Source organism: Paracoccus yeei ATCC BAA-599, assembly GCF_000622145.1.
Taxonomy (GTDB): Bacteria; Pseudomonadota; Alphaproteobacteria; order Rhodobacterales; family Rhodobacteraceae; genus Paracoccus; species Paracoccus yeei.
The window spans coordinates 13,981-34,792 of sequence record NZ_JHWH01000016.1; the positions used below are offsets into that span (position 1 = coordinate 13,981).

Consider the following 20,812-nt stretch of genomic DNA (forward strand, 5'->3'; position numbering starts at 1 on the left):
GCGCGGGGGGGAACTGTTGCTAGGCTTTGCCCCACCGTCCGACCCAGGAAAGTCCCTTCACCCCTTTCGATTCCCGATGCGCGCGCACAGCAACACCCTTCATAGGTCCCGCGGGGACATTGGCGCGGCCGGAAAGGGGCACGGCTGATGCGGCACTCCTTGCCCCATGCCCCGCAGTTCTATGTCACCGCACCGCAGCCCTGCCCCTATCTGCACGGCCGCGCGGAACGCAAGCTGTTCACCGCGCTCGCCGGCGATTCGGCCAACGAACTGAACAACGCCCTGTCCCGGCAGGGCTTTCGCCGGTCGCAGAACGTGCTGTACCGGCCCAGTTGCGAAAGCTGCGTGGCCTGCATGTCGGCGCGCATCCGGGTGGGCGAATTCCAGCCCTCGCGCACGCAGCGGCGCATCGGGCGGCGCAACGCGCAGCTGCGGCGCCTGGCCACCAGCGCCTGGGCGACCGAGGAACAGTACGAGCTGTTCCGCCGCTATCTGGACGAACGCCATGCCGACGGCGGCATGGCCGACATGGACATCTTCGAATTCGCCGCGATGATCGAGGAAACCCCTGTCCGCACCCGCGTCATCGAATACCGCGCGACCGAGCCGGGCAGCCCGCCCTCGGACAGCGACAGGCTGGCGGCGGTCTGCCTGACCGATGTGCTGGATGACGGGCTGAGCCTGGTCTACAGCTTCTACGACCCGCGGATGGAGCCGGCGAGTCTGGGAACATACATCATCCTGGACCATATCGAACTGGCGCGCAGCGCGGGACTGCCCTTCGTCTATCTGGGCTACTGGGTGCCGGGCAGTCGCAAGATGGACTACAAGGCGCGGTTCTCCGCGCTGGAAATCTACAAGGGCGGGGTCTGGCAGCCGATCGGCGACCCCGCGCAGCACAGCTCCGACATTCACCCCCTGTCGGTCGATCCGATCGTCGAACAGGTGGCGCGCATCACCTTGCCTCCAAAGCCGCGATGAATATTACCCTTTTTGCCTCATATCAGAAATAAAATTACAATAATTCGTCATCACGCGTCATTTTCTTGGACAATCGCCATTGACCGCGCCCGCTTGGCCCCATAGGTTCCGGCGACGCGGCCTGGCCGGCCCAAAGGCCGGCGGCCGCAGGAACCAGGATGGGAGAATGGGACATGTCCCGAAGCATGACGGGTGCAAGGATGGTTATCGAAGCTCTGCGCGATCAGGGCGTCGACACCGTATTCGGCTATCCGGGCGGGGCGGTGCTACCCATCTATGACGAGATCTTTCAGCAGAACGACATCAAGCACATCCTGGTGCGCCACGAACAGGGCGCCGTCCACATGGCCGAGGGCTATGCGCGTTCGACCGGCAAGCCGGGCGTCGTCCTGGTCACCTCGGGGCCCGGGGCGACCAACGCGGTCACGGGGCTGACCGATGCGCTGCTGGATTCGATCCCGCTGGTCGTCCTGTCGGGCCAGGTCCCGACCTTCCTGATCGGCACCGACGGCTTCCAGGAAGCGGACACGGTCGGCATCACCCGGCCCTGCACCAAGCACAACTGGCTGGTCAAGGAAACCGACGAGCTGGCGGCGACGATCCACAAGGCGTTCCATGTCGCGACGTCGGGCCGGCCCGGGCCGGTGCTGGTCGACATTCCCAAGGACGTTCAATTCGCGACCGGCGACTATGTGGGGCCGAAGCAGATCGAGACGCCCAGCTACCAGCCCGCGAAGAAGGGCAATCTCGACGCGATCACCCGCCTGGTCGAGTTGATGGAGAAAGCCGACCGACCGATCCTTTACACCGGCGGCGGCGTCATCAACTCGGGCACCGGGGCCAGCCAGCTGCTGCGCGAACTGGCCGATGCGACGGGCTTCCCGGTCACCTCGACCCTGATGGGCCTGGGCGCCTATCCCGCCGCGGGCAAGGGCTGGATCGGCATGCTGGGCATGCACGGCCTGTACGAAGCCAACATGGCCATGCACGACTGCGACCTGATGATCGCGGTCGGCGCGCGGTTCGACGACCGCATCACCGGGCGGGTGGCGGATTTCAGCCCCGGCTCGGTCAAGGCCCAGATCGACATCGACCCCAGTTCCATCAACAAGGTGATCCATGTCGACCTGCCCATCGTCGGCGATGTGGGCCATGTGCTCGAGGACCTGCTGAAGGTCTGGAAATCGCGCGGCCGCCGCGTGAACCAGGCCGGGCTGACCCAGTGGTGGGCGCAGATCGAGGCGTGGAAGTCGGTGAAATGCCTGAACTATCGCAACTCGGACAAGGTCATCAAGCCGCAGCACGCGCTGGAACGGCTTGAGGCGCTGACCGCGCACCGGCGCGACCGTTATATCACGACCGAGGTCGGCCAGCATCAGATGTGGGCGGCGCAGTTCCTGCAGTTCCAGGACCCGAACCGCTGGATGACCTCGGGGGGCTTGGGCACCATGGGTTACGGCCTGCCGGCGTCCATCGGCGTGCAGGTCGCCCACCCGGATGCCCTGGTCATCAACGTCGCGGGCGAGGCGTCCTGGCTGATGAACATGCAGGAAATGGGCACGGCGGTGCAGTTCCGCGCCCCGGTCAAGCAGTTCATCCTGAACAACGAACGCCTGGGCATGGTGCGGCAATGGCAGCAGTTGCTGCACGGCGAACGCTATAGCCAGAGCTGGTCGGAAAGCCTGCCCGATTTCGTCAAGCTGGCCGAGGCATTCGGCTGCAAGGGCCGGCTGGTCAGCGATCCGGCCGATCTGGATGCCGCCATCCAGGAGATGCTGGACTATGACGGCCCCTTCATCCTGGACGTGATGGTCGAAAAGCACGAGAACTGCTTCCCGATGATCCCGTCGGGCAAGCCGCATAACGAAATGCTGCTGGGCGAAACCTCGACCGAGGGCGCCATCACCGGCACCGGCGCCGCGCTGGTCTGATCAAGGAACGACATCATGGCAGCACTGAACATCCAGAAGGGCGCGTCCAGCCATTCCGCCTATGACCTGCGCGACCCCAATGCCCAGGTCATCGAAAGCCACACCCTGGCCGTCCTGGTCGAGAACGAGCCGGGGGTGCTGGCGCGCGTCATCGGCCTGTTCGCGGGACGCGGCTACAACATCGATAGCCTGACCGTGGCCGAGGTGGACCACCTGGGCCACCGCTCGCGCATCACCATCGTGACGCGCGGCACACCGGCGGTGATCGAGCAGATCAAGGCGCAGCTGGGCCGCATCGTCGTCGTGCACGAGGTCCACGACCTGACCGTCGAAGGCCCCAGCGTCGAACGCGAGCTTGGCCTGTTCAAGGTGACGGGCAAGGGCGACAAGCGCGTCGAGGCGCTGCGCATCGCCGAGATCTTTCGCGCGAACGTGGTCGATTCGACGCTGGAGAGCTTTGTCTTCGAGATGACGGGCACGCCGGAAAAGCTGGACGCCTTTGCCGAGCTGATGCGTCCCTTGGGACTGTCGCATCTGGCCCGGACCGGCGTCGCCGCGCTGTCGCGCGGGGCCTGACGCGCTAGCCCGCTGCCGCCACCCGGTGCGGCGGCAGCGGAGAGGCGTCGCTGGTCAGGCTTTTGTTGGAAATCACGCGCAGAACCGGCTGGCGGCTGCCCTTGGGCGCCGCCATTCCCTTGAGCAGTTCGGGCAATTCGGAGCATTTCGGGGCCGACACCAACGAGACCCCGCGCGCATAACGCAGCCCGTCGATGGTTTCGCTGTCCAGTTCGACCAGATCGCCCGCTTCGGGCCAGTCATGTCCCGAGAGCAGGTTGTCGCGTCCTTGCAGATAGGCCAGGGCGGCATGATCTTCGCACCAGATCACAGCCTTTTCCTTCGCCAGACTGCTCCACAGAATAACGCCGATCATCAATTGCCCCCAAGAAAAAACGCCCGTTCCGGTGGGCAAGCCTGTCAATCACGGGCTGAAACTATCGGCGAACCTTCGCGCATGAAAGAGGATTCTTTCGGTAAGTTCCCGCCATACTAGAATTTTCCCCGCCAAAAACGACCATTTTCGCCTTGGACGCGCATGGAGCCTATCCAAAGACACGTCACGAAGACGGGAAATTCAAGGAATTAACGCCAAGGCGCGCATTTGCGGCAAAGCTGCCACATCTGTCAGATTTATCGGACCCGACCGGAACGATAATCGGCCACCGCGCGCGCCACCTGGTTCATCCGCGCCGCGCGCGACGGGTGGGTGCCCAGGATCTTGTCGCCCGGGTCGGGGATGCGGGCAAAGAACAGCGCCCCGTGTTCTGGGTCGAAACCCGCGTTCAAGGCGATGATCGCGCCCAGATAATCGGCCTCAAGCTCCCATTCGCGGGAATAGTAGCGGGCGCCGAACTGGGCCCCCATCGCCTGCGCGCTTTCGATGGCATCCGGATTGCCGCCATAGGCGCTGGCCAGGCCGCCCAGAATCACCGCCCCCATGGTCGCGGCGGTGGACTTGCGGTCGATATGACCCAGGATGTGGTGGCTCGCCTCGTGCCCGACGACAAAGGCCAGTTCGTCCGCATTGCGTGCCTCGCCGATCAGGGAAAGGGTGAAGCCGATGATTGGCCGGCCGTTGGCGTCCACGGTCTGGAAGGCATTCGCCTCGAGCCCCGGGCGGTCGTCGACCACGAACTGGAAGTCGCAGTTGATGGGCTGGGTGCGGCGCTGCAGGCATTCGCGTTCGACCGCAGGCTCCATCCGGCTGATGACGTCGATGAAGGTCCGGGCCGAGGCGCGCGCGCCTGCCGGCGTGTCGGGCGACGGGGTGACGACCACGGCCACCGGCAGCGTGCCGGATCCCTGCGGCACGGGCTGCGCCACGCAACCCGCCAGCAATAGCGCCGCCGCCGCTGCCTGCCATGCCCTGGTCATCCGCGCCCCCGCCTGTTCCGCCGGCCCGAGGCCGATCCCTTGGCGCCACCTTAGCCGCGGCCGGGGACGAGGCCAAGCACCGGGCTTGCCCTTGCACCCGCTTCACGCGAATGTTGGTTAAGCCAGTTCAGGAAGGATCCACCATGTTTACCATCGAGCACGACTTCGACGCCACGGTGATCACGCTGGTGGACGAACTGCCCCAGGGGGCCCAGGCCGGCACGCGTCCCCTGAACGAGGATGTCGTGATCCAGACCTTCGACGACCGCGTGATCGTCGAGCAGTTCGACCCCGACAGCGGCGAGCTGGCCCAGATCATCCTGACCATCGAGCAGCTCGAGGAGCTGCGCGCTGCCCTGAACCTGCCCGAGGGCAACTATCGCCTGGAACGGCGCTAGTCGATCCGGAACAGCTTGTCCCGCGCTCCGGCGCCGCGCTCCAGCACCAGGCGCGTCCGGGCGACACCCAGCGCCTTGGCCAGCAGCTTGACGACGGCGGCATTGGCCTTGCCGTCCTCGGGCACCGTCGTCACCAGGACCCGGATCGCCCCGTCTTGGCCACAAAGGACCGCATTGCGCGAGGCACGGGGCGTCACCCGCACCGCGATGCGGGCACCGGGAACGGCAAGATGGCTGAGGTCGGTCATGCCCCTGTTGAACGCGGCCCGCCCCGGATGGCAAGAGCTTTCAGGGCGTCGCGATCAGGCGATAGCCCGGATGGAACGCCAGCCGGACCGAGGTGATCGGGCCCAGGTCGTTCCAGGTCGTGCGGTGCAGGATCAGCAGCGCGGTGCCCTGCCGCGTACCCAGAAGCCGCGCGTCGCGGGCATCGGCGTTCTCGGCCGAAAAGATCATGTCGCCGCGCGACCAGGGAAAGTTGCGCACCAGCCATTCGTTCGCGTTGATGCGCTGGAAATCGGTGGCCTCGGCCCCCGGCGCGGCAACGGGATTGATCCAGCGGTCCTCGGATTGAAAGGGACGGGCATCGCCGTAATGGACCGTGCGCAGGCGGATCAGCGCCGCGCCCTCGGGCAGGCCCATGCGGGCCGCGACCTCGGGGGGCAGCGGATGGCTGCGCTGGTCGATCAGGCGGTGGCTGTATTCCATGCCCGCGCCCTCGATCTGCTCGCGCACGATGGGGATGGTCAGCGTGGCCTTGCGCGCCGGGTTCACCGTGACACGGGTGCCGGCCCGGCGCTTGCGGTCCAGGAGCCCCTCCTCGGCCAGCAGTTGCAGGGCCTTGTTCACCGTGGCGCGGGCGACGCCGAATTCGACGGCCAGTTCCGCCTCGTCCGGGATGCGGTCGCCCTGGCGCCATTCGCGGTCGACGATGCGGCGGCGCACCTCGGCGGCGATGGCCTGCGCCTTGGAGCCTGGGGCGGTGCGTTCGGTCACATGCGGTCCTGAAGCCGGGCGATGGTCGCCAGATAATCCGCGATGATGCGGTCGCGGTCCAGATGCCTGCCCTCGGTCACGACATGGCGGCCCGCCGACCAGACGTCGCGTACCAGCCCGTCCTGGCCGGCAAAGATCAGGCTGTCCAGCATCTGGTCGCCCCGGCGCCCCGCCATGACCGGGTTGTCCAGGTCCACCACCACCAGATCGGCCCAAAGCCCCGGCCGGATCGCGCCCGTATCGCGCCCCGCCGCGGTGGCGCCGCCGTCCAGACCGGCATCATAGATGACCCGCCCGGTCGAGCGTCCGGGCACGGCCAGCACGGCCCGGGCGCGGTCGCGCAGGCGCTGGCTGTATTCCAGCGTGCGCAGTTCCTCGGTCAGCGAGATGCGGATGTTGCTGTCCGAGCCGAAGCCGTAGCGCCCGCCTGCCCCGGCCCAGATGGTGCCGTTGAAGATGCCGTCCCCCAGTGAGCTTTCGGTGATCGGGCACAGCCCTGCCACGGCGCCGGTGGCGGCCAGGCGGCGGGTCTCCTCCTCGGTCATGTGCGTCAGGTGGATCAGGGTCCAGCGCCGGTCGGGGGCGTGATTGTCCAGCAGCCATTCGACCGGGCGGCGGCCATAGGCGGCGCGGATCTCCTCGACCTCGGGGACCTGCTCGGCCAGGTGCATGTGCAGCGGGCGGTCGGGGCGCAGCGCCACGCAGTCCGCCAGCCCCTCGGGCGAGACGGCGCGCAGCGAATGGGGCGCAATGCCCAGGGTGGCGTCGGCGGGCAGGTCGCGCAGCGCCGCGTCGGACGCCTCGACCAGGCGGGCGAAATCCCCGGGGGTGGTGCCGAAGCGGTCCTGCCCGGGCGCGAGCGGGCGGCGGTCGACGCCGCCGAACTGGTAATGCACCGGCAGCAGGGTCAGGCCGATGCCGGTGCGCGCGGCAGCGGCCGCGATCCGCGCGGCCATCTCGGCCGGGTTGGCATAGGGCCGGCCGCCGGGTCCGTGGTGCAGGTAATGGAACTCGACATTGGTGGCATAGCCCGCCTCGAGCATCTCCATCTGCACCAGCGCCGCGATGGATTCGACATCGTCGGGCGTCAGGTGATCCAGAAAGCGGTACATGATCTGGCGCCAGGTCCAGAAGGTGTCGCGCGGCTCGGGGCCCCTGCCCTCGCTCAGCCCCGCCATGGCGTGCTGAAAGGCGTGGCTGTGCAGGTTGGCCAGCGCGGGCAGCAGCAGGGCCACGCGGCGCCCCTGCGGCGCGGCGCCGGGTTCGACCCGGGCGATTCGGCCCGCGTCGATCGTCACGCAGACATGCTCTGCCCAACCATCGGGCAGCAAGGCCCGCTCTGCCCAGATCTTTTCCATCGCGACGCCCTTTTTCCTGCCAAAATAAGTTTAGACATAGAGACTGTTTAAGTTTAGACATAGAACCAGGAAGAAATCAATGCGGGACGCCATCCGATGCAGCTTCTGACCCATGCCGCCATCGCCACGATGAACGACGAAACAGGGGGTTACGGCCTGATCCCGCAGGCTTCCCTGGTGGTCGAGGATGATCGAATCAGCTGGGTCGGGCCCGAGTCGGACCTGCCGGAACGCTATGCCGGCGCATCGCGCCGCGACCTGGGCGGGCGGCTGGTGACGCCGGGGCTGATCGACTGCCACACCCATATCGTCTTTGGCGGCGATCGCGCCCGCGAATTCGAGATGCGGCTCGAGGGCGCGGGTTACGAGGAAATCGCCCGCGCCGGGGGCGGCATCCTGTCCTCGGTCCGCGCCACCCGCGACGCGGACGAAGCCAGCTTGCTGAAATCCGCGCTGCGCCGGATCGATCACCTGATCGCCGAGGGCGTGACCACCATCGAGGTCAAGTCCGGCTATGGCCTGACCGTCGCCGACGAATTGAAGATGCTGCGCGTGGCCCGGCTGATCGAGGCGCGCCGAGAGGTGACCGTTCGCACCACCTGGCTGGCGGCCCATGCCCTGCCGCCGGAATATCAGGGCGACCGCGCCGGCTATATCCGCGACGTGGTGCTGGCCGGGATGGACGCCGCCCATGCCGAGGATCTGGTCGACGCGGTGGACGGGTTCTGCGAGGGCATCGCCTTTTCCCGCGACGAGATGGCGGCGATCTTCGACCATGCGAAAACCCTGGGCTTGCCGGTGAAGCTGCATGCCGAACAGCTGTCCGACCTGCATGGCGCGGCAATGGCGGCGCGCCACGGCGCGATGTCGGCCGATCATCTGGAATGGCTGGGCCAGGACGGGGTGGACGCGATGGCCGCATCCGGCACCGTTGCCGTGCTGCTGCCCGGCGCCTTCTATACGCTACGCGAAACGCAGCTGCCCCCGGTGGGCGCCCTGCGCGATGCCGGCGTGCCCATCGCGCTGGCGACCGACTGCAACCCCGGCACCTCGCCGCTGACCTCGCTGCTGCTGGCGATGAACATGGGTGCGACGCTGTTCCGCCTGACCCCGGCCGAATGCCTGGCCGGCGTCACCCGCAATGCGGCCCGCGCCCTGGGCCTGGCCGACCGGGGCGTAATCGCGCCCGGCATGCGGGCCGACCTGGCGATCTGGGATGTCCACGCCCCGGCCGAGTTGACCTATCGCATCGGCTTCAACCCCCTTCATGCCCGCATCTTCGGAGGCGACCTTGTCTGAACTGATCCTGACCCCCGGCGACACCACGCTTGCCCAGCTCGAGCGCGTCTGGCGCGAAGGCTTGGCCGTGCGGCTGGCCGACAGCGCCCGGCCCGGCATCGCCGCCTCGGCCGCCCGCATCGAGGCCGCCGTCAAGGGCGAGGCGCCGGTCTATGGCGTGAACACCGGCTTCGGCAAGCTCGCCTCGATCAAGATCGCGGCAGGCGACACGGCGACGCTGCAACGGAACCTGATCCTGTCGCATTGCTGCGGCGTGGGCGAGCCGGTCGAGCCCGAGACGGTGCGCCTGATCCTGGTGCTGAAGCTTCTGTCGCTGGGCCGCGGCGCCTCGGGCGTGCGCCCCGAGGTGATCCAGCTGATCGAGGACATGCTGGCGCGCGGCGTGCTGCCGGTGATCCCGGCGCAGGGCTCGGTCGGCGCGTCGGGCGATCTTGCGCCGCTGGCGCATATGGCGGCGGTGATGCTGGGCGAAGGCCGCGCCACCCATGAGGGACGCGAGATGGCGGGGGCCGACGCGCTTGCCGCCGCGGGTCTGTCCCCGGTGGTGCTGGCCGCCAAGGAAGGACTGGCCCTGATCAACGGCACCCAGGTCTCGACCGCCTTTGCGCTGGCGGGGCTTTGGGACGCATTTGCCGCGGCCCGGGCGGCGCTGGTGACATCCTCGCTTTCGACCGACGCGATCATGGGCTCGACCGCGCCCTTCCTGGACGAGATCCACACCCTGCGCGGCCATCGCGGCCAGATCGTCGCGGCGCGGACCATCCGGGCGCTGATGGAGGGCTCCGAGATTCGCGAAAGTCACCGGACCGGCGACACCCGCGTCCAGGACCCCTATTGCATCCGCTGCCAGCCGCAGGTGACGGGCGCCTGCATCGACCTGTTGTGGCAGGCCGCCCGCACGCTGGAGATCGAGGCCAATGCCGCGACCGACAACCCGCTGGTGCTGGTCGGCGCCGACCGCATCGTCTCGGGCGGGAACTTCCATGCCGAGCCGGTGGCCTTTGCCGCCGACCAGATCGCGCTGGCAATCGCCGAGATCGGCGCGATTTCCCAGCGCCGCATCGCGCTGATGGTCGACCCGACGCTGTCCCACGACCTGCCACCCTTCCTGACGCCGGACCCGGGCCTGAACTCGGGGCTGATGATCGCCGAAGTGACCTCGGCGGCGCTGATGTCGGAAAACAAGCATCTCGCGACGCCCTGCTCGACCGATTCCACCCCCACCTCGGCCAACCAGGAGGATCACGTCAGCATGGCCGCGCATGGCGCGCGCCGGCTGCGCCGGATGAACGCGAACCTTGCCCAGATCCTGGGGATCGAGGCGATCTGCGCCGCCGCCGGGATCGAATTCCGTGCGCCGCTGCAAACCTCGGGACCGCTGCGCGCGGTGGTGCGGGTGCTGCGGAACACCATTCCGGCGCTGGACCAGGACCGCTATCTGGCGCCCGATCTGGTCGAGGCCGCGCGGCTGGTCCGGGCGGGCGTCCTGACCGATGCCGTCCCCGCCGGCCTGCTGGACGAGGTGCGGGCATGATCCCGGTCGAAGTCGTGCAGGGCGCGGGCCCGGTCATCCTGGGCCTACCCCATACGGGCACATGGCTGCCCGCCGCCATCCAGAGCCGGTTGAACGACCGCGGCCGGGTGCTGTCCGATACCGACTGGCATATCCACAGGCTCTACGACGGGCTGCTGCCCGGCGTGACCACAGTCAGGGCGACCTTCCACCGCTATGTGATCGACGCCAACCGCGGCCCGGACGACGCGAGCCTCTATCCCGGCCAGAACACCACCGGGCTTGTGCCGCTGACCGATTTCGACGGCCAGCCGATCTGGCAGGTCGAACCCTCGGCCGAGGAGATCGCCGAGCGCAAGGAGCACTTTCACGCCCCCTATCACGCGGCGCTGGCGGCGGAAATCGAACGGGTGCGCGCCCGGCATGGCGTCGCGATCCTTTACGACTGCCATTCGATCCGCAGCCATATTCCGTTCCTGTTCGAAGGGACGCTGCCCGACTTCAACATCGGCACCAACGGCGGCGCGTCGTGCGACCCCCGGATCGAGGCCACCACGCTGGCGCTTTGCGCCGCCACCGGCCGGTCCCATGTGCTGAACGGCCGCTTCAAGGGCGGCTGGACGACGCGGCATTACGGCCAGCCCGCGCGCGGCGTCCACGCCATCCAGATGGAACTGGCCCAGTCCACCCATCTGGCGACCGAGGCCCCGCCCTTTGACTATGACCCGGCCAAGGCCGATGCGCTGCGGGTCACGCTGAAAGCCATCCTGACGAAACTCGCGGCCCTTGGCCCCGAACTGAAGGCGTAAGACATGGACAACCCCCAGACCAATCCGCGTCACAACACCCGCGACATCTTTCCCCCCACCGGTCCCGAGATCACCGCGAAAAGCTGGCTGACCGAGGCGCCGATGCGGATGCTGATGAACAACCTGCATCCCGACGTGGCCGAGAACCCGCATGAGCTGGTGGTCTATGGCGGCATCGGCCGCGCCGCCCGCACCTGGAAGGATTTCGACCTGATCGTCGACGCGCTGCGCAAGCTGGAGACCGACGAGACGCTGCTGGTGCAATCGGGCAAGCCGGTCGGCGTGTTCCGCACCCACAAGGATGCGCCGCGGGTGCTGATCGCGAACTCGAACCTGGTGCCGCATTGGGCGAACTGGGACCATTTCAACGAGTTGGACAGGAAGGGCCTGGCCATGTACGGCCAGATGACCGCCGGTTCCTGGATCTACATCGGCAGCCAGGGCATCGTGCAGGGTACCTACGAGACCTTCGTCGAGGCCGGGCGCCAGCACTATGGCGGCGATCTGAAGGGCAAGTGGATCCTGACCGGCGGGCTTGGCGGCATGGGCGGCGCCCAGCCCCTGGCCGCGGTCATGGCCGGGGCCTGCTGTCTGGCCGTGGAATGCGACGAAACCCGCGCCGATTTCCGCCTGCGCACCCGCTATGTCGATGAAAAGACCCACGACCTCGACGAGGCGCTGGCGATGATCGACCGCTGGACCAAGGCCGGCGAGGCGAAATCCGTGGCGCTGATCGGCAATGCCGCCGACGTATTCCCCGAACTCGCCCGCCGCGGCGCACGTCCCGACATCGTGACCGACCAGACCTCGGCCCACGACCCGGTGCATGGCTATCTGCCGCAGGGCTGGACCGTCGCCGAATGGCGCGCCCGGCAGGAGACCGACCCCAAGGCCGTCGAACGCGCCGCCCGCGCCTCCATGCGCAAGCAGGTCGAGGCCATGGTGGCCTTCCATGACGCAGGCATCCCGACCGTCGATTACGGCAACAACATCCGCCAGATGGCGCTGGAAGAAGGCTTTGAGCGCGCCTTCGCCTTCCCGGGCTTTGTCCCCGCCTATATCCGGCCGCTGTTCTGCAAGGGCATCGGCCCGTTCCGCTGGGCGGCGCTGTCGGGCGATCCCGAGGACATCCTGAAGACCGACGCCAAGGTCAAGGAACTGGTCGACGACCCGCATCTGCACAACTGGCTGGACATGGCGCGCGAGCGCATCGCCTTCCAGGGCCTGCCGGCGCGGATCTGCTGGGTCGGCCTTGGCATCCGCCACAAGCTGGGCCTCGCCTTCAACGAGATGGTGCGCAACGGCGAGCTGAAGGCGCCCATCGTCATCGGCCGCGACCACCTGGACAGCGGCAGCGTCGCCTCGCCCAACCGGGAAACCGAGGCGATGCAGGACGGCTCGGACGCGGTGTCCGACTGGCCGCTGCTGAACGCGCTGCTGAATACGGCATCCGGCGCGACCTGGGTGTCGCTGCACCATGGCGGCGGCGTCGGCATGGGCTTTTCCCAGCACTCGGGCATGGTCATCTGCTGCGATGGCAGCGAGGATGCCGATGCCCGGCTGGCGCGCGTGCTGTGGAACGACCCGGCCACCGGCGTCATGCGGCATGCCGACGCGGGCTATCAGATCGCGCTGGACTGCGCGCGCGAGCATGGCTTGAATCTGCCCGGCATTCTCTGATCCAAGGGGCGCGGGGCCGCAACGCACCGGCGCCGCGCCCGTCACCCGTCCAACAAGGAGAGACAGACATGAGCTTCCACATGAGCCTGAAGGCCGCCGCCATCGGCCTGATCGCGCTGGGAACCGCCGCGCAGGCGGACCAGCTGGCCGACATCAAGGCGGCCGGCAAGATCGTCACCGCCACCGACATGCACTATGCCCCCTTCGACATGCTGTCGAACGGCACCTACGAGGGCATGACCAAGGACCTGTTCGACGAGGTCGCCAAGGAAATCGGCGTCGAGCCGGTCTATCAGGACATTCCCTGGACCGCCGAACTGCCGGGGCTCGAAGTCAAGAAGTTCGACATCGTCATCGCCCCCGTGACCATCACCCCCGAGCGAGTCGAGCGTTACACCTTCACCCTGCCGATCGCCGATGCCACCGTCGCCCTGGTCAAGACCGCGAACAGCGACCTGACGAAACCCGAGGACATCAAGGGCAAGACCGTCGGCGTCCAGCAGGGCACCGCGCAGTTCAAGCAACTGCAAACCTTTGGCGAAAGCCTGGGCGGCGTGACCATCAAGGAATACGGCACCACGGACGAGGCCTATGCGGACCTCGCCGCCGGACGGCTGGACGCGGTGGCAGGGTCGCTTCCGAACCTGACCTACCTGGTCAAGAACCGGCCCGAGACCTTCGCCCTGTTCGAGCCCGCCAAGTTCGGCGAACCCAAGTATTTCGCCTGGGTGCTGCGCAAGGACGCCGACAGCGAAAGCTTCGCCAAGGCGATCAACGACGCCATCCTGAAGATGACCGACGACGGCCGCGTCAAGGCGATCCAGGAAAAATGGCTGGGCACCTACACCGAACTGCCCCGCGAAGTCCCGACCCACTAAGCCCGTCGCGGGCGGGCTCGCTCCGCCCGCCCCGACCCAAGGTCCGAGGCGCGCATGTTCTCCCTCCCCGTCTTTCTGCAAAGCTTCGAGCCGCTTATCTGGGCGGCGCGCTACACGCTGCTGATCGCGGTCCTGGGGATCGGGCTGGGGCTGGTGATCGGCACGCTGATCTGCGCGGCGCGGCTGTCGCCCTATCGCCTGCTGCGGGCCTTCGGCGGGCTCTGGGTCAGCTTCCTGCGCGGCGTGCCGCTGCTGGTGCAGCTTCTGGTGTTCTATTACTCGCTGCCGGTGATCGGGCTGGACATTCCGGCGACGGCGGCGGCGGTGATCTGCGTCGGCATCTGCGCCAGCGCCTATATCAGCGAGATCTGGCGCGGCGCCATCGCCGCCCTGCCCCGCGGCCAGGCCGAGGCGGCGACCGCCATCGGCATGACGCCGCGCGACACCTGGACCCGGGTGATCCTGCCCCAAGCCTTCACCCTGTCGCTGCCGGCGCTGGTCAACGAACTGATCCTGCTGGTCAAGGCCAGCTCGCTGGTCTCGGTCGTGGGCATCCTGGAAATCACCCGCGCCAGCCAGGCGCAGGCCGCGACGACCTTCCGCCCGCTCGAGGTCTATATCGCCGCCGCCTGCATCTATCTGGCGATCAACCTGTGCCTTGCGGCGCTGGGACGCTATCTTGAACACAGGACGGCCGTGTGATGGACCTTTCCGTTCTTCAGCAATACGGGCCGATGCTGCTGCGCGGCTTCGGAATCACGGTGCTGTGCTGGCTGCTGGGCACGATCTTTGCCATGGCGTTGGGCCTGATGATCGCGCTGGTCCAGCGTTACGCGGCCCGGCCCCTGCGCTGGCTGATCCAGGCCTATATCGAGGTGATCCGCGGCACGCCCTTCCTGGTCCAGCTCTTCGTGCTCTATTACGGCGGCCCGCTGATCGGGCTGCGGCTGGACGCGCTGCCGGCGGGCCTCTTGGGCCTGACCATCTATGGCAGCCCCTATTTCGCGGAAATCTTCCGCTCGGGCTTTCGCGCCGTGCCGCATGGCCAGATCGAGGCGGCGCGCGCCATCGGCATGGCCGAGCCCGCCATCATCCGCCGCATCCTGCTGCCGCTGGGCCTGGTCTCGGCGCTGCCGGCGCTGGTCAATTTCTCGATCATCCTGACCAAGGAAACGGTGATCCTGTCCATCATCACCGTGCCCGAGCTGATGTATCAGGTCAGCCGCATGTCGACCGAGACCTTCCGCTATGTCGAGGCGAACCTGGTGCTGGCGCTGTTCTTCTGGCTGCTGGTCGAGACGATCAGCCGGCTCGGCCGCCGGTTCGAGCGCCGCATCACCCAACATCTGATCGAAAGGACCTGAGCGATGCAGGCATCCTCCGTCGAGATCCGCAAGGTCAACAAGTTCTACGGCCCCTTCCACGCGCTGAAGGACGTGGACCTGACCATTCCGCCCGGCAAGGTGACCTGCCTGATCGGGCCCTCGGGCTCGGGCAAGTCCACGCTTCTGCGCTGCATCAACTTCCTCGAGGAATACGATTCGGGCGAGGTGCGCATCGACGGCCAGCTGATCGGATACGACGTGCCGGGCCGCAAGATGACCGGCCGCAAGCTGCGCGAGATGCGACGCTCGATCGGCATGGTGTTCCAGCAGTTCAACCTGTGGCCGCACATGACCGCCCTGGGGAACGTGGCCGAAGGGCTGGTCCGCGTGCGCGGCCTGCCCAGGGCCGAGGCCGAGGCTCGTGCCGCCGACGCGCTGCGCAAGGTCGGGCTGGCCGACAAGATAGGCAACCACCCCGCGCGCCTGTCGGGCGGCCAGCAGCAGCGCGTCGCCATCGCCCGCGCCATCGCCATGGAGCCGCGGCTGATGCTGTTCGACGAGCCGACCAGCGCGCTTGACCCCGAGCTGGTGGGCGAGGTTCTGAACGTGATGAAGGCCCTGGCGTCCGAGGGCATGACCATGGTCGTCGTCACGCATGAGATGGGCTTTGCCGCCCATGTCGCCGACCAGGTGGCCTTCATGGAAAAGGGCGAACTGGTCGCGGTGGACAGCCCGAAAGCGATCTTCCACGCGCCCAGGGACGAGCGCATCCAGGGCTTCCTGCGCACCTATCACGAACGCAACAGCTTCTAGGGCCCAGAACCGCCAAGTCACGCCCAGAAGCGGTCCCGACATGGTGACATCCAGCCGCGTGCCGCGCTGCGGTAATCGACGTGCAGCCGCCGAAAGCCCCCGTCCATTCCTGTGCCGCCGCCGAGGACAGCGCGGCCGGCGTCAACGCTGCCGTCTCGCCAGAATAGTGCGCATGATGCCTGTCCCTCTCACAGCCTGTAGCTGAAACAGCCGGCCGCAAGATTCGGTGTCGCGGCACTCCCGTTGCCCGCTTGCCCCAAAGGGCGGAAACCACGCCTGAAACATGCAAAAGAACCCAAGCCGCGCTCATGCGCAGGCTCGATCCGCACCAGCGGGCTTGTCAATGGCGACGAAGGTTCCGGGCTCATGCGGCCTGCGGTTGCACGGACGGGGACGAAGACGAAAGGGTTCTGGTCAGGCCACCCAGGCGGGCCTGAAACATATTTGGGGCGGCCGAAGCCGCCCCAAATATCAGGTCGGAAACAAAAACATCATTACAAACAACTTGCCGCGCGGACCCGAACACCAACCGGAAACACAAACTCGCAAACGGCCCGCCCGTTCTTGACAGGCAGCTATTTGCCACAACTTTCGATTGCCGGGAACCTGTCTGTTCGGACAGGTGCGGCGACAAGGCATCGCCGGCACGGGCGGCCGCGACAAATTTCCGCCCGCCCCGTGAACCGGCCCTGCTGCTTCCGTGTTTGTTTCCAAATGGAACGGGGGCTTTCAGCGGTGATGATTCCAGACATGTCGATTGCGCTTGAACAAGCGGCCCCCGTGACGATGGCGCCCGCCCGCAGGGCGGCGGCTCTGGCACCCCGCCACACCTTGGGCCGCGCATGACCGGCCGGCCGGCGCAAGGCCCCCGCTGGGGCGTGACCTGGGACGACGGGCGGCTGACCGCGCGCCTGTGGGCCCCGCGCGCCGCGCGGGTCGAGTTGCTGCTGGACAGCCAGGCGCTGTCCATGACCGCCTTGCCCGAGGGGTACTGGACCGTCACCACCCCCGCCCCGGCGGGCATCGCCTATCGCCTGCGCGTGGACGGGGCGGACATGCCCGATCCGGCCAGCCGGCGGCAGGCGGGCGGTGTGCACGACCCCTCGCTGGCCGAGCCGGTCCCGGACCATGACTGGCAGCACCCCTGGGCGGGGCGCGACTGGGCCGAGGCCGTGATCTATGAACTGCACGTCGGCACCTTCACCCCCGAAGGCACGCTGGCGGCCGCCGCAAGTCGGCTGCGGCACCTGGCGGACCTGGGCTTTACCGCCATCGAGCTGATGCCCCTGAACCAGTTCCCGGGCGACCGGGGCTGAGGCTATGACGGCGTCCTGCCCTTTGCACTACACCCCACCTATGGCGCGCCCGCCGACCTGTGCCGGTTCGTGGATATGGCGCACGGCGCCGGGCTGATGGTCATCCTGGACCTCGTGATGAACCACTTCGGCCCGGACGGCGCCTATATCCATCAGGCGGCGCCCGACTTCTTCGACCCGGACCGGCACACGCCCTGGGGCGCGGCCATCGACTTTTCCAAGGCCCCGGTCCGCGCCTTCTGGACCGAATGCGCGGAATACTGGCTGAGGACATTCCGGCTGGACGGGTTCCGGCTGGATGCGGTCCACCAGATCACCGGCCCCGGCGCGACCGATTTCCTGGACGCTTTCGCCCGGTACCTGCGGCAGGCCGCGCCCGACCGCCCCATCCACCTGATCACTGAGGATGAGCGCAATCTGCCCGACCTGCGCGAACGTCACGGCTATGACGCAAGCTGGAACGACCACTTCCACCATGCGGTCCACACCGCCCTGACGGGGGAATCCGACGGCTATTACGCCAGCTTTGCCCACGACCCGATCTGCGATCTGGCGCTGGCGCTGGCGCGGGGCCATATCGAGGAAGGCCAGCCCCGCCCCGGCCTTGACCATCCGCGCGGCCAGCCCTGCGGGCACCTGCCGACGACGGCCTTCGTCAATGCGATCCAGACCCATGACCAGGTCGGCAACCGCCCGCATGGCGAACGGCTGGCCAGTCTGGCCGATCCGCAGGGCGTCGCGGTGGCCTATGCGCTGCTGCTGGTCGCCCCCTATATCCCGATGGTCTTCATGGGCGAGGAACGGGGCGAGTCGGCGCCCTTCCTGTTCTTCGCCGATTTTCAGGGCGACCTGGCCCGCGCCGTGCGCGAAGGCCGCGCCGCCGAATTCGCCGCGATCGCCGAACTGGGCGAGACGGTGCCCGATCCCCTGGCCTTCGAGACCTTCGAACGCTCGCGCCTGGGCTGGCGGGACGATGCGCGCGCCCGCGAATGGCTGGAACTGACGCGCCGCGCCCTGGCCTTTCGCGCCGAAAAGGTCGTGCCGCTGGTCAAAAGCGGCCGGTGGGGCGAGGCGCGGGTGCGCCGGCTGGGCCCCGCCTCGGTGGCGGCGGACTGGCCGTTTCACGCCGGCACCCTTTCCGTCGCGCTCAGCCTGGGCCAGGCCCAGCCCGACCTGCCCCTGCCCCACGCGCCCGGTCTTATCCTGGGCCGGCCGGGCCGCGATCCCTTTGCCCTGTCTGCCGGCGTCGAGGTGCCATGATTCCGACCGTTCCCCTTGCGACCTATCGCATCCAGTTGCGCGACAATGTCGATTTCGCCGAAATCGAGCGCCATCTGCCCTATCTTTCCGGGCTCGGCGTGTCCCACCTGTACCTGTCGCCGATCTTTGCCGCCTCGACCGGCTCGACGCATGGCTACGACATCACCGACCCGACCCGCGTCGACCCTGCCCTGGGCGGACGCGAGGGGTTCGAGCGGCTGGCCCGCGCCGCGATCGGCCGCGGTCTGGGGATCATCCTGGACATCGTGCCGAACCACACGGCCTTCACGCTGGAAAACCCCTGGCTGCTGGACGTTCTGCGCCATGGGCCGGACAGCCGATATGCCCGCCATTTCGACATCGACTGGCAGGCCGGGCCGCTGGTCCTGCCCTTCCTGCCCGAGCCCTTCGAAAAGATGCTGGCGGACGGCGCCTTCAGCCTGCGGGACGGATTCTGGTGCTTTGGCGACGTGCAGGTCCCGCTGGCCGATGACAGCGCCCCTCAGGACGACCTGCGCACCCTGCATGACCGCCAGCACTGGCGGCTGGTCCAATCCGACATGGAACGCGACAGCATCACCCACCGGCGCTTCTTCAACGTGACCAGCCTGATCGGCATGCGGGTCGAGGATCCGGCGGTGTTTGACGACACCCATGCGCTGATCCTGGACCTGGTGCGCGCGGGGCTGGTCCACGGCCTGCGCGTCGATCACGTCGACGGGCTGGCCGACCCGGCCGCCTATCTGGATCGGCTGCACAAGGCCGTGCCCGACACGCCGATCTGGGTCGAAAAGATCCTTGTGGGCGATGAAGCCATGCCGCCCGGCTGGCCCGTCCTTGGCTCGACCGGGTACGAGGCCGCGCGGCTGATCGCCCGGCTGCTGACCGACCCGCAGGGGATCGAGCGGCTGGACGCGCTGTGGCGCGAGGCGACCGGCATCCAGACCGGCTTTCGCGAGGAACTGACCCAAGCCAAGCTGGCCGTCCTTGACAACGAGTTGGCGGCCGAGCGGCGCCAGTTGCGCGACATGGCCGCCGCCGCCGCCGAAGGATCCCAGGACATCGAGGCCGGCCCCGAAACCCTGCGCGAGGCGGTGACGGCGCTGCTGGTCGCGATGCCGCGCTATCGCAGCTATGTCACCGACCGCGCGGGGGACGAGGATCGCGCTCTGCTGGCCAGGCTGGCCGATGATGCGGCGCAGGGCCTGCGGTCGCGGGCGACGGTCGATCTGCTGGCGGGGCTGATGGCCGATCCCCCGACCGACGCCGCCCGCCGCTTCGTCGTTCGCTTCCAGCAGGTGTCGGGCGCGCTGCTGGCCAAGGCGCAAGAGGATACGGCAGGCTTTCGCTGGACCCGCTATCTGGCCGCGAACGAGGTCGGCGCCGAACCCGACGAACCCTGCGTGGCCGAGGCCGAGGCCAACGCCTTCCTGGCCGCGCGGCAACCGGGCGCGATGACGCTGGTTTCGACCCACGACACCAAGCGGTCCGCCGACAGCCGGATGCGCATCGCCGCGATCAGCCACCTGCCCGATGCCTTCGCCGATCTGGACCGCGCCGCCGCCGCCCTGCCGCAGGCCGAGGGGGTCGAGCCGCGCTGGCGCTGGTATGTCGTGCAATCCGCCCTGGCGATCTGGCACGACGACCCGGCGATCCGGGACCGCCTGGCCTCGCATATCGAAAAGGCCATGCGCGAGGCCAAGCTGACCAGTTTCTGGACCAATCCGGACGAGGCCGCCGAAGCCGCCGTCAAGGCGCTGGCCGATGCGGTGCTGGACCAGTGGCGCGAACCGCCGCCGGCGCTGACCGCGCTGCTCGGGCGCGGCCGGGCGCTGGGGCTTGCACAACTGGCCTTCCAGATGCTGATGCCCGGCTTTCCCGACATCTATCGCGGGGATGAGGCCGAATTGCTGGCGCTGACCGATCCCGACAACCGCCTGGCCGTGGACTGGCACGTCCTGGCTTGGGAACCCGCGCCCGGCAGCAAGGCCGGATGGACGCGCGCCCTGCTGGCCTTGCGGCGCGAAAGCGCCGATTTCCTGGCCCGCGCCACCGCCCGCATCGAGGTGGCGGACGGCACGCTGCGCCTGATCCGCGAAGGCGGCGGCCAGCGGATCGTCGTGGAACTGCGGCCCGGCCCCGCCCCCGCGGATGCCTGGAAGGCGGGCGAGTTCGACGGCGTCAGCGTCGCGGTGATCCGGCACTGACAGCCAAGGACCGGCCGCCGCGCGGCGCCCCGGCCGTGCGGCGGCGGAAAGAATCGTCTCTCAAGCGCGCCTGGAACAGCCGGACGGTTGCTTCGGCGCCGCCCATCTTTGGAATG

The 20,812-nt window shown here is 68.0% G+C and carries 20 protein-coding genes; 15 read left to right on the top strand and 5 right to left on the bottom strand.

Annotated elements, in window-relative coordinates:
• The first annotated feature begins 147 nt into the window (after positions 1–147).
• The 3 genes from BU28_RS0110110 (at position 148) to ilvN (ending at position 3,488) form a co-directional block, all read left to right on the top strand.
• Positions 148–981, top strand: a complete 834-nt coding sequence (locus BU28_RS0110110; RefSeq protein ID WP_028719372.1) for an arginyltransferase — start codon at positions 148–150, stop codon at positions 979–981.
• Positions 982–1,154: 173 nt separating this feature from the next.
• Complete coding sequence (locus BU28_RS0110115) at positions 1,155–2,912, top strand: acetolactate synthase 3 large subunit (protein ID WP_028719373.1); 1,758 nt, start codon at positions 1,155–1,157, stop codon at positions 2,910–2,912.
• 15 nt (positions 2,913–2,927) lie between these two features.
• Positions 2,928–3,488, top strand: coding sequence for an acetolactate synthase small subunit (ilvN, locus tag BU28_RS0110120; RefSeq protein WP_028719374.1), 561 nt, complete (start codon positions 2,928–2,930; stop codon positions 3,486–3,488).
• Positions 3,489–3,492: 4 nt separating this feature from the next.
• Here ilvN and BU28_RS0110125 read toward each other — a convergent pair whose 3' ends face one another.
• Positions 3,493–3,843: a hypothetical protein gene (locus tag BU28_RS0110125; RefSeq protein WP_028719375.1), complete on the bottom strand. Its 351-nt coding sequence runs from the start codon at positions 3,841–3,843 to the stop codon at positions 3,493–3,495.
• A 257-nt stretch (positions 3,844–4,100) separates the two neighbouring features.
• Positions 4,101–4,844 carry a M48 family metalloprotease gene (locus BU28_RS0110130; protein WP_028719376.1) on the bottom strand — a complete coding sequence of 248 codons (744 nt, stop codon included), beginning with the start codon at positions 4,842–4,844 and terminating at the stop codon, positions 4,101–4,103.
• A gap of 143 nt (positions 4,845–4,987) precedes the next feature.
• Here BU28_RS0110130 and BU28_RS0110135 point away from each other — a divergent pair, with 143 nt between their 5' ends.
• A complete protein-coding gene (locus BU28_RS0110135; protein WP_028719377.1) occupies positions 4,988–5,242 on the top strand; it encodes a hypothetical protein in 255 nt (84 codons plus the stop codon).
• Here BU28_RS0110135 and BU28_RS0110140 read toward each other — a convergent pair.
• From BU28_RS0110140 to BU28_RS0110150, 3 genes are read right to left on the bottom strand one after another with little or no spacing between them, the layout of a single operon-like run.
• Positions 5,239–5,490, bottom strand: a complete 252-nt coding sequence (locus BU28_RS0110140; RefSeq protein ID WP_028719378.1) for a DUF167 domain-containing protein — start codon at positions 5,488–5,490, stop codon at positions 5,239–5,241. The two genes, BU28_RS0110135 and BU28_RS0110140, sit on opposite strands and share 4 nt — an antisense overlap.
• Positions 5,491–5,530: 40 nt before the next feature.
• Complete coding sequence (gene hutC, locus BU28_RS0110145) at positions 5,531–6,238, bottom strand: histidine utilization transcriptional repressor HutC (RefSeq protein WP_028719379.1); 708 nt, start codon at positions 6,236–6,238, stop codon at positions 5,531–5,533.
• Positions 6,235–7,596 (bottom strand): formimidoylglutamate deiminase, encoded by a 1,362-nt coding sequence (locus BU28_RS0110150; RefSeq protein WP_028719380.1) that lies wholly within the window; start codon positions 7,594–7,596, stop codon positions 6,235–6,237. Before BU28_RS0110150 ends, hutC begins: the two co-directional genes overlap by 4 nt.
• 96 nt (positions 7,597–7,692) lie before the next feature.
• Here BU28_RS0110150 and hutI point away from each other — a divergent pair, with 96 nt between their 5' ends.
• From hutI to treY, 11 genes are all read left to right on the top strand, one after another.
• Positions 7,693–8,895, top strand: coding sequence for an imidazolonepropionase (gene hutI, locus BU28_RS0110155; RefSeq protein WP_028719381.1), 1,203 nt, complete (start codon positions 7,693–7,695; stop codon positions 8,893–8,895).
• Positions 8,864–10,429, top strand: a complete 1,566-nt coding sequence (hutH, locus tag BU28_RS0110160; protein WP_198944943.1) for a histidine ammonia-lyase — start codon at positions 8,864–8,866, stop codon at positions 10,427–10,429. The genes hutI and hutH overlap by 32 nt, the downstream gene beginning before the upstream one ends.
• Positions 10,426–11,217 carry an N-formylglutamate deformylase gene (gene hutG / locus BU28_RS0110165; RefSeq protein WP_028719383.1) on the top strand — a complete coding sequence of 264 codons (792 nt, stop codon included), beginning with the start codon at positions 10,426–10,428 and terminating at the stop codon, positions 11,215–11,217. The genes hutH and hutG overlap by 4 nt, the downstream gene beginning before the upstream one ends.
• A 3-nt stretch (positions 11,218–11,220) precedes the next feature.
• On the top strand, positions 11,221–12,897 hold the full coding sequence (hutU, locus tag BU28_RS0110170) for a urocanate hydratase (RefSeq protein WP_028719384.1): 1,677 nt from the start codon (positions 11,221–11,223) through the stop codon (positions 12,895–12,897).
• A 68-nt stretch (positions 12,898–12,965) separates the two neighbouring features.
• Positions 12,966–13,775 (top strand): transporter substrate-binding domain-containing protein, encoded by an 810-nt coding sequence (locus tag BU28_RS0110175; protein WP_028719385.1) that lies wholly within the window; start codon positions 12,966–12,968, stop codon positions 13,773–13,775.
• 54 nt (positions 13,776–13,829) lie between these two features.
• Complete coding sequence (locus BU28_RS0110180) at positions 13,830–14,477, top strand: amino acid ABC transporter permease (RefSeq protein WP_028719386.1); 648 nt, start codon at positions 13,830–13,832, stop codon at positions 14,475–14,477.
• Positions 14,477–15,139, top strand: a complete 663-nt coding sequence (locus BU28_RS0110185) for an amino acid ABC transporter permease (RefSeq protein WP_028719387.1) — start codon at positions 14,477–14,479, stop codon at positions 15,137–15,139. The genes BU28_RS0110180 and BU28_RS0110185 overlap by 1 nt, the downstream gene beginning before the upstream one ends.
• A 3-nt stretch (positions 15,140–15,142) precedes the next feature.
• Complete coding sequence (locus BU28_RS0110190) at positions 15,143–15,913, top strand: amino acid ABC transporter ATP-binding protein (RefSeq protein ID WP_028719388.1); 771 nt, start codon at positions 15,143–15,145, stop codon at positions 15,911–15,913.
• 842 nt (positions 15,914–16,755) lie between these two features.
• The gene (locus BU28_RS26315; protein WP_233144973.1) at positions 16,756–17,229 is read left to right on the top strand and encodes an alpha-amylase family protein; all 474 of its coding nucleotides are present in this window, start codon (positions 16,756–16,758) and stop codon (positions 17,227–17,229) included.
• A gap of 75 nt (positions 17,230–17,304) precedes the next feature.
• Positions 17,305–18,489, top strand: a complete 1,185-nt coding sequence (locus BU28_RS22615; protein ID WP_233144974.1) for an alpha-amylase family protein — start codon at positions 17,305–17,307, stop codon at positions 18,487–18,489.
• Positions 18,486–20,696: a malto-oligosyltrehalose synthase gene (treY, locus tag BU28_RS22620; RefSeq protein ID WP_081791338.1), complete on the top strand. Its 2,211-nt coding sequence runs from the start codon at positions 18,486–18,488 to the stop codon at positions 20,694–20,696. The genes BU28_RS22615 and treY overlap by 4 nt, the downstream gene beginning before the upstream one ends.
• Positions 20,697–20,812 lie beyond the last annotated feature (116 nt).

Bases quoted from the DNA above. Each gene is read 5' to 3' on its own strand.
- BU28_RS0110110 (WP_028719372.1), top strand. From the start codon at position 148: ATGCGGCACTCCTTGCCCCATGCCCCGCAGTTCTATGTCACCGCACCG.
- BU28_RS0110115 (WP_028719373.1), top strand. From the start codon at position 1,155: ATGTCCCGAAGCATGACGGGTGCAAGGATGGTTATCGAAGCTCTGCGC.
- ilvN (WP_028719374.1), top strand. From the start codon at position 2,928: ATGGCAGCACTGAACATCCAGAAGGGCGCGTCCAGCCATTCCGCCTAT.
- BU28_RS0110125 (WP_028719375.1), bottom strand. From the start codon at position 3,843: ATGATCGGCGTTATTCTGTGGAGCAGTCTGGCGAAGGAAAAGGCTGTG.
- BU28_RS0110130 (WP_028719376.1), bottom strand. From the start codon at position 4,844: ATGACCAGGGCATGGCAGGCAGCGGCGGCGGCGCTATTGCTGGCGGGT.
- BU28_RS0110135 (WP_028719377.1), top strand. From the start codon at position 4,988: ATGTTTACCATCGAGCACGACTTCGACGCCACGGTGATCACGCTGGTG.
- BU28_RS0110140 (WP_028719378.1), bottom strand. From the start codon at position 5,490: ATGACCGACCTCAGCCATCTTGCCGTTCCCGGTGCCCGCATCGCGGTG.
- BU28_RS0110150 (WP_028719380.1), bottom strand. From the start codon at position 7,596: ATGGAAAAGATCTGGGCAGAGCGGGCCTTGCTGCCCGATGGTTGGGCA.
- hutI (WP_028719381.1), top strand. From the start codon at position 7,693: ATGCAGCTTCTGACCCATGCCGCCATCGCCACGATGAACGACGAAACA.
- hutH (WP_198944943.1), top strand. From the start codon at position 8,864: ATGCCCGCATCTTCGGAGGCGACCTTGTCTGAACTGATCCTGACCCCC.
- hutG (WP_028719383.1), top strand. From the start codon at position 10,426: ATGATCCCGGTCGAAGTCGTGCAGGGCGCGGGCCCGGTCATCCTGGGC.
- hutU (WP_028719384.1), top strand. From the start codon at position 11,221: ATGGACAACCCCCAGACCAATCCGCGTCACAACACCCGCGACATCTTT.
- BU28_RS0110175 (WP_028719385.1), top strand. From the start codon at position 12,966: ATGAGCTTCCACATGAGCCTGAAGGCCGCCGCCATCGGCCTGATCGCG.
- BU28_RS0110180 (WP_028719386.1), top strand. From the start codon at position 13,830: ATGTTCTCCCTCCCCGTCTTTCTGCAAAGCTTCGAGCCGCTTATCTGG.
- BU28_RS0110185 (WP_028719387.1), top strand. From the start codon at position 14,477: ATGGACCTTTCCGTTCTTCAGCAATACGGGCCGATGCTGCTGCGCGGC.
- BU28_RS0110190 (WP_028719388.1), top strand. From the start codon at position 15,143: ATGCAGGCATCCTCCGTCGAGATCCGCAAGGTCAACAAGTTCTACGGC.
- BU28_RS26315 (WP_233144973.1), top strand. From the start codon at position 16,756: ATGACCGGCCGGCCGGCGCAAGGCCCCCGCTGGGGCGTGACCTGGGAC.
- BU28_RS22615 (WP_233144974.1), top strand. From the start codon at position 17,305: ATGGCGCACGGCGCCGGGCTGATGGTCATCCTGGACCTCGTGATGAAC.
- treY (WP_081791338.1), top strand. From the start codon at position 18,486: ATGATTCCGACCGTTCCCCTTGCGACCTATCGCATCCAGTTGCGCGAC.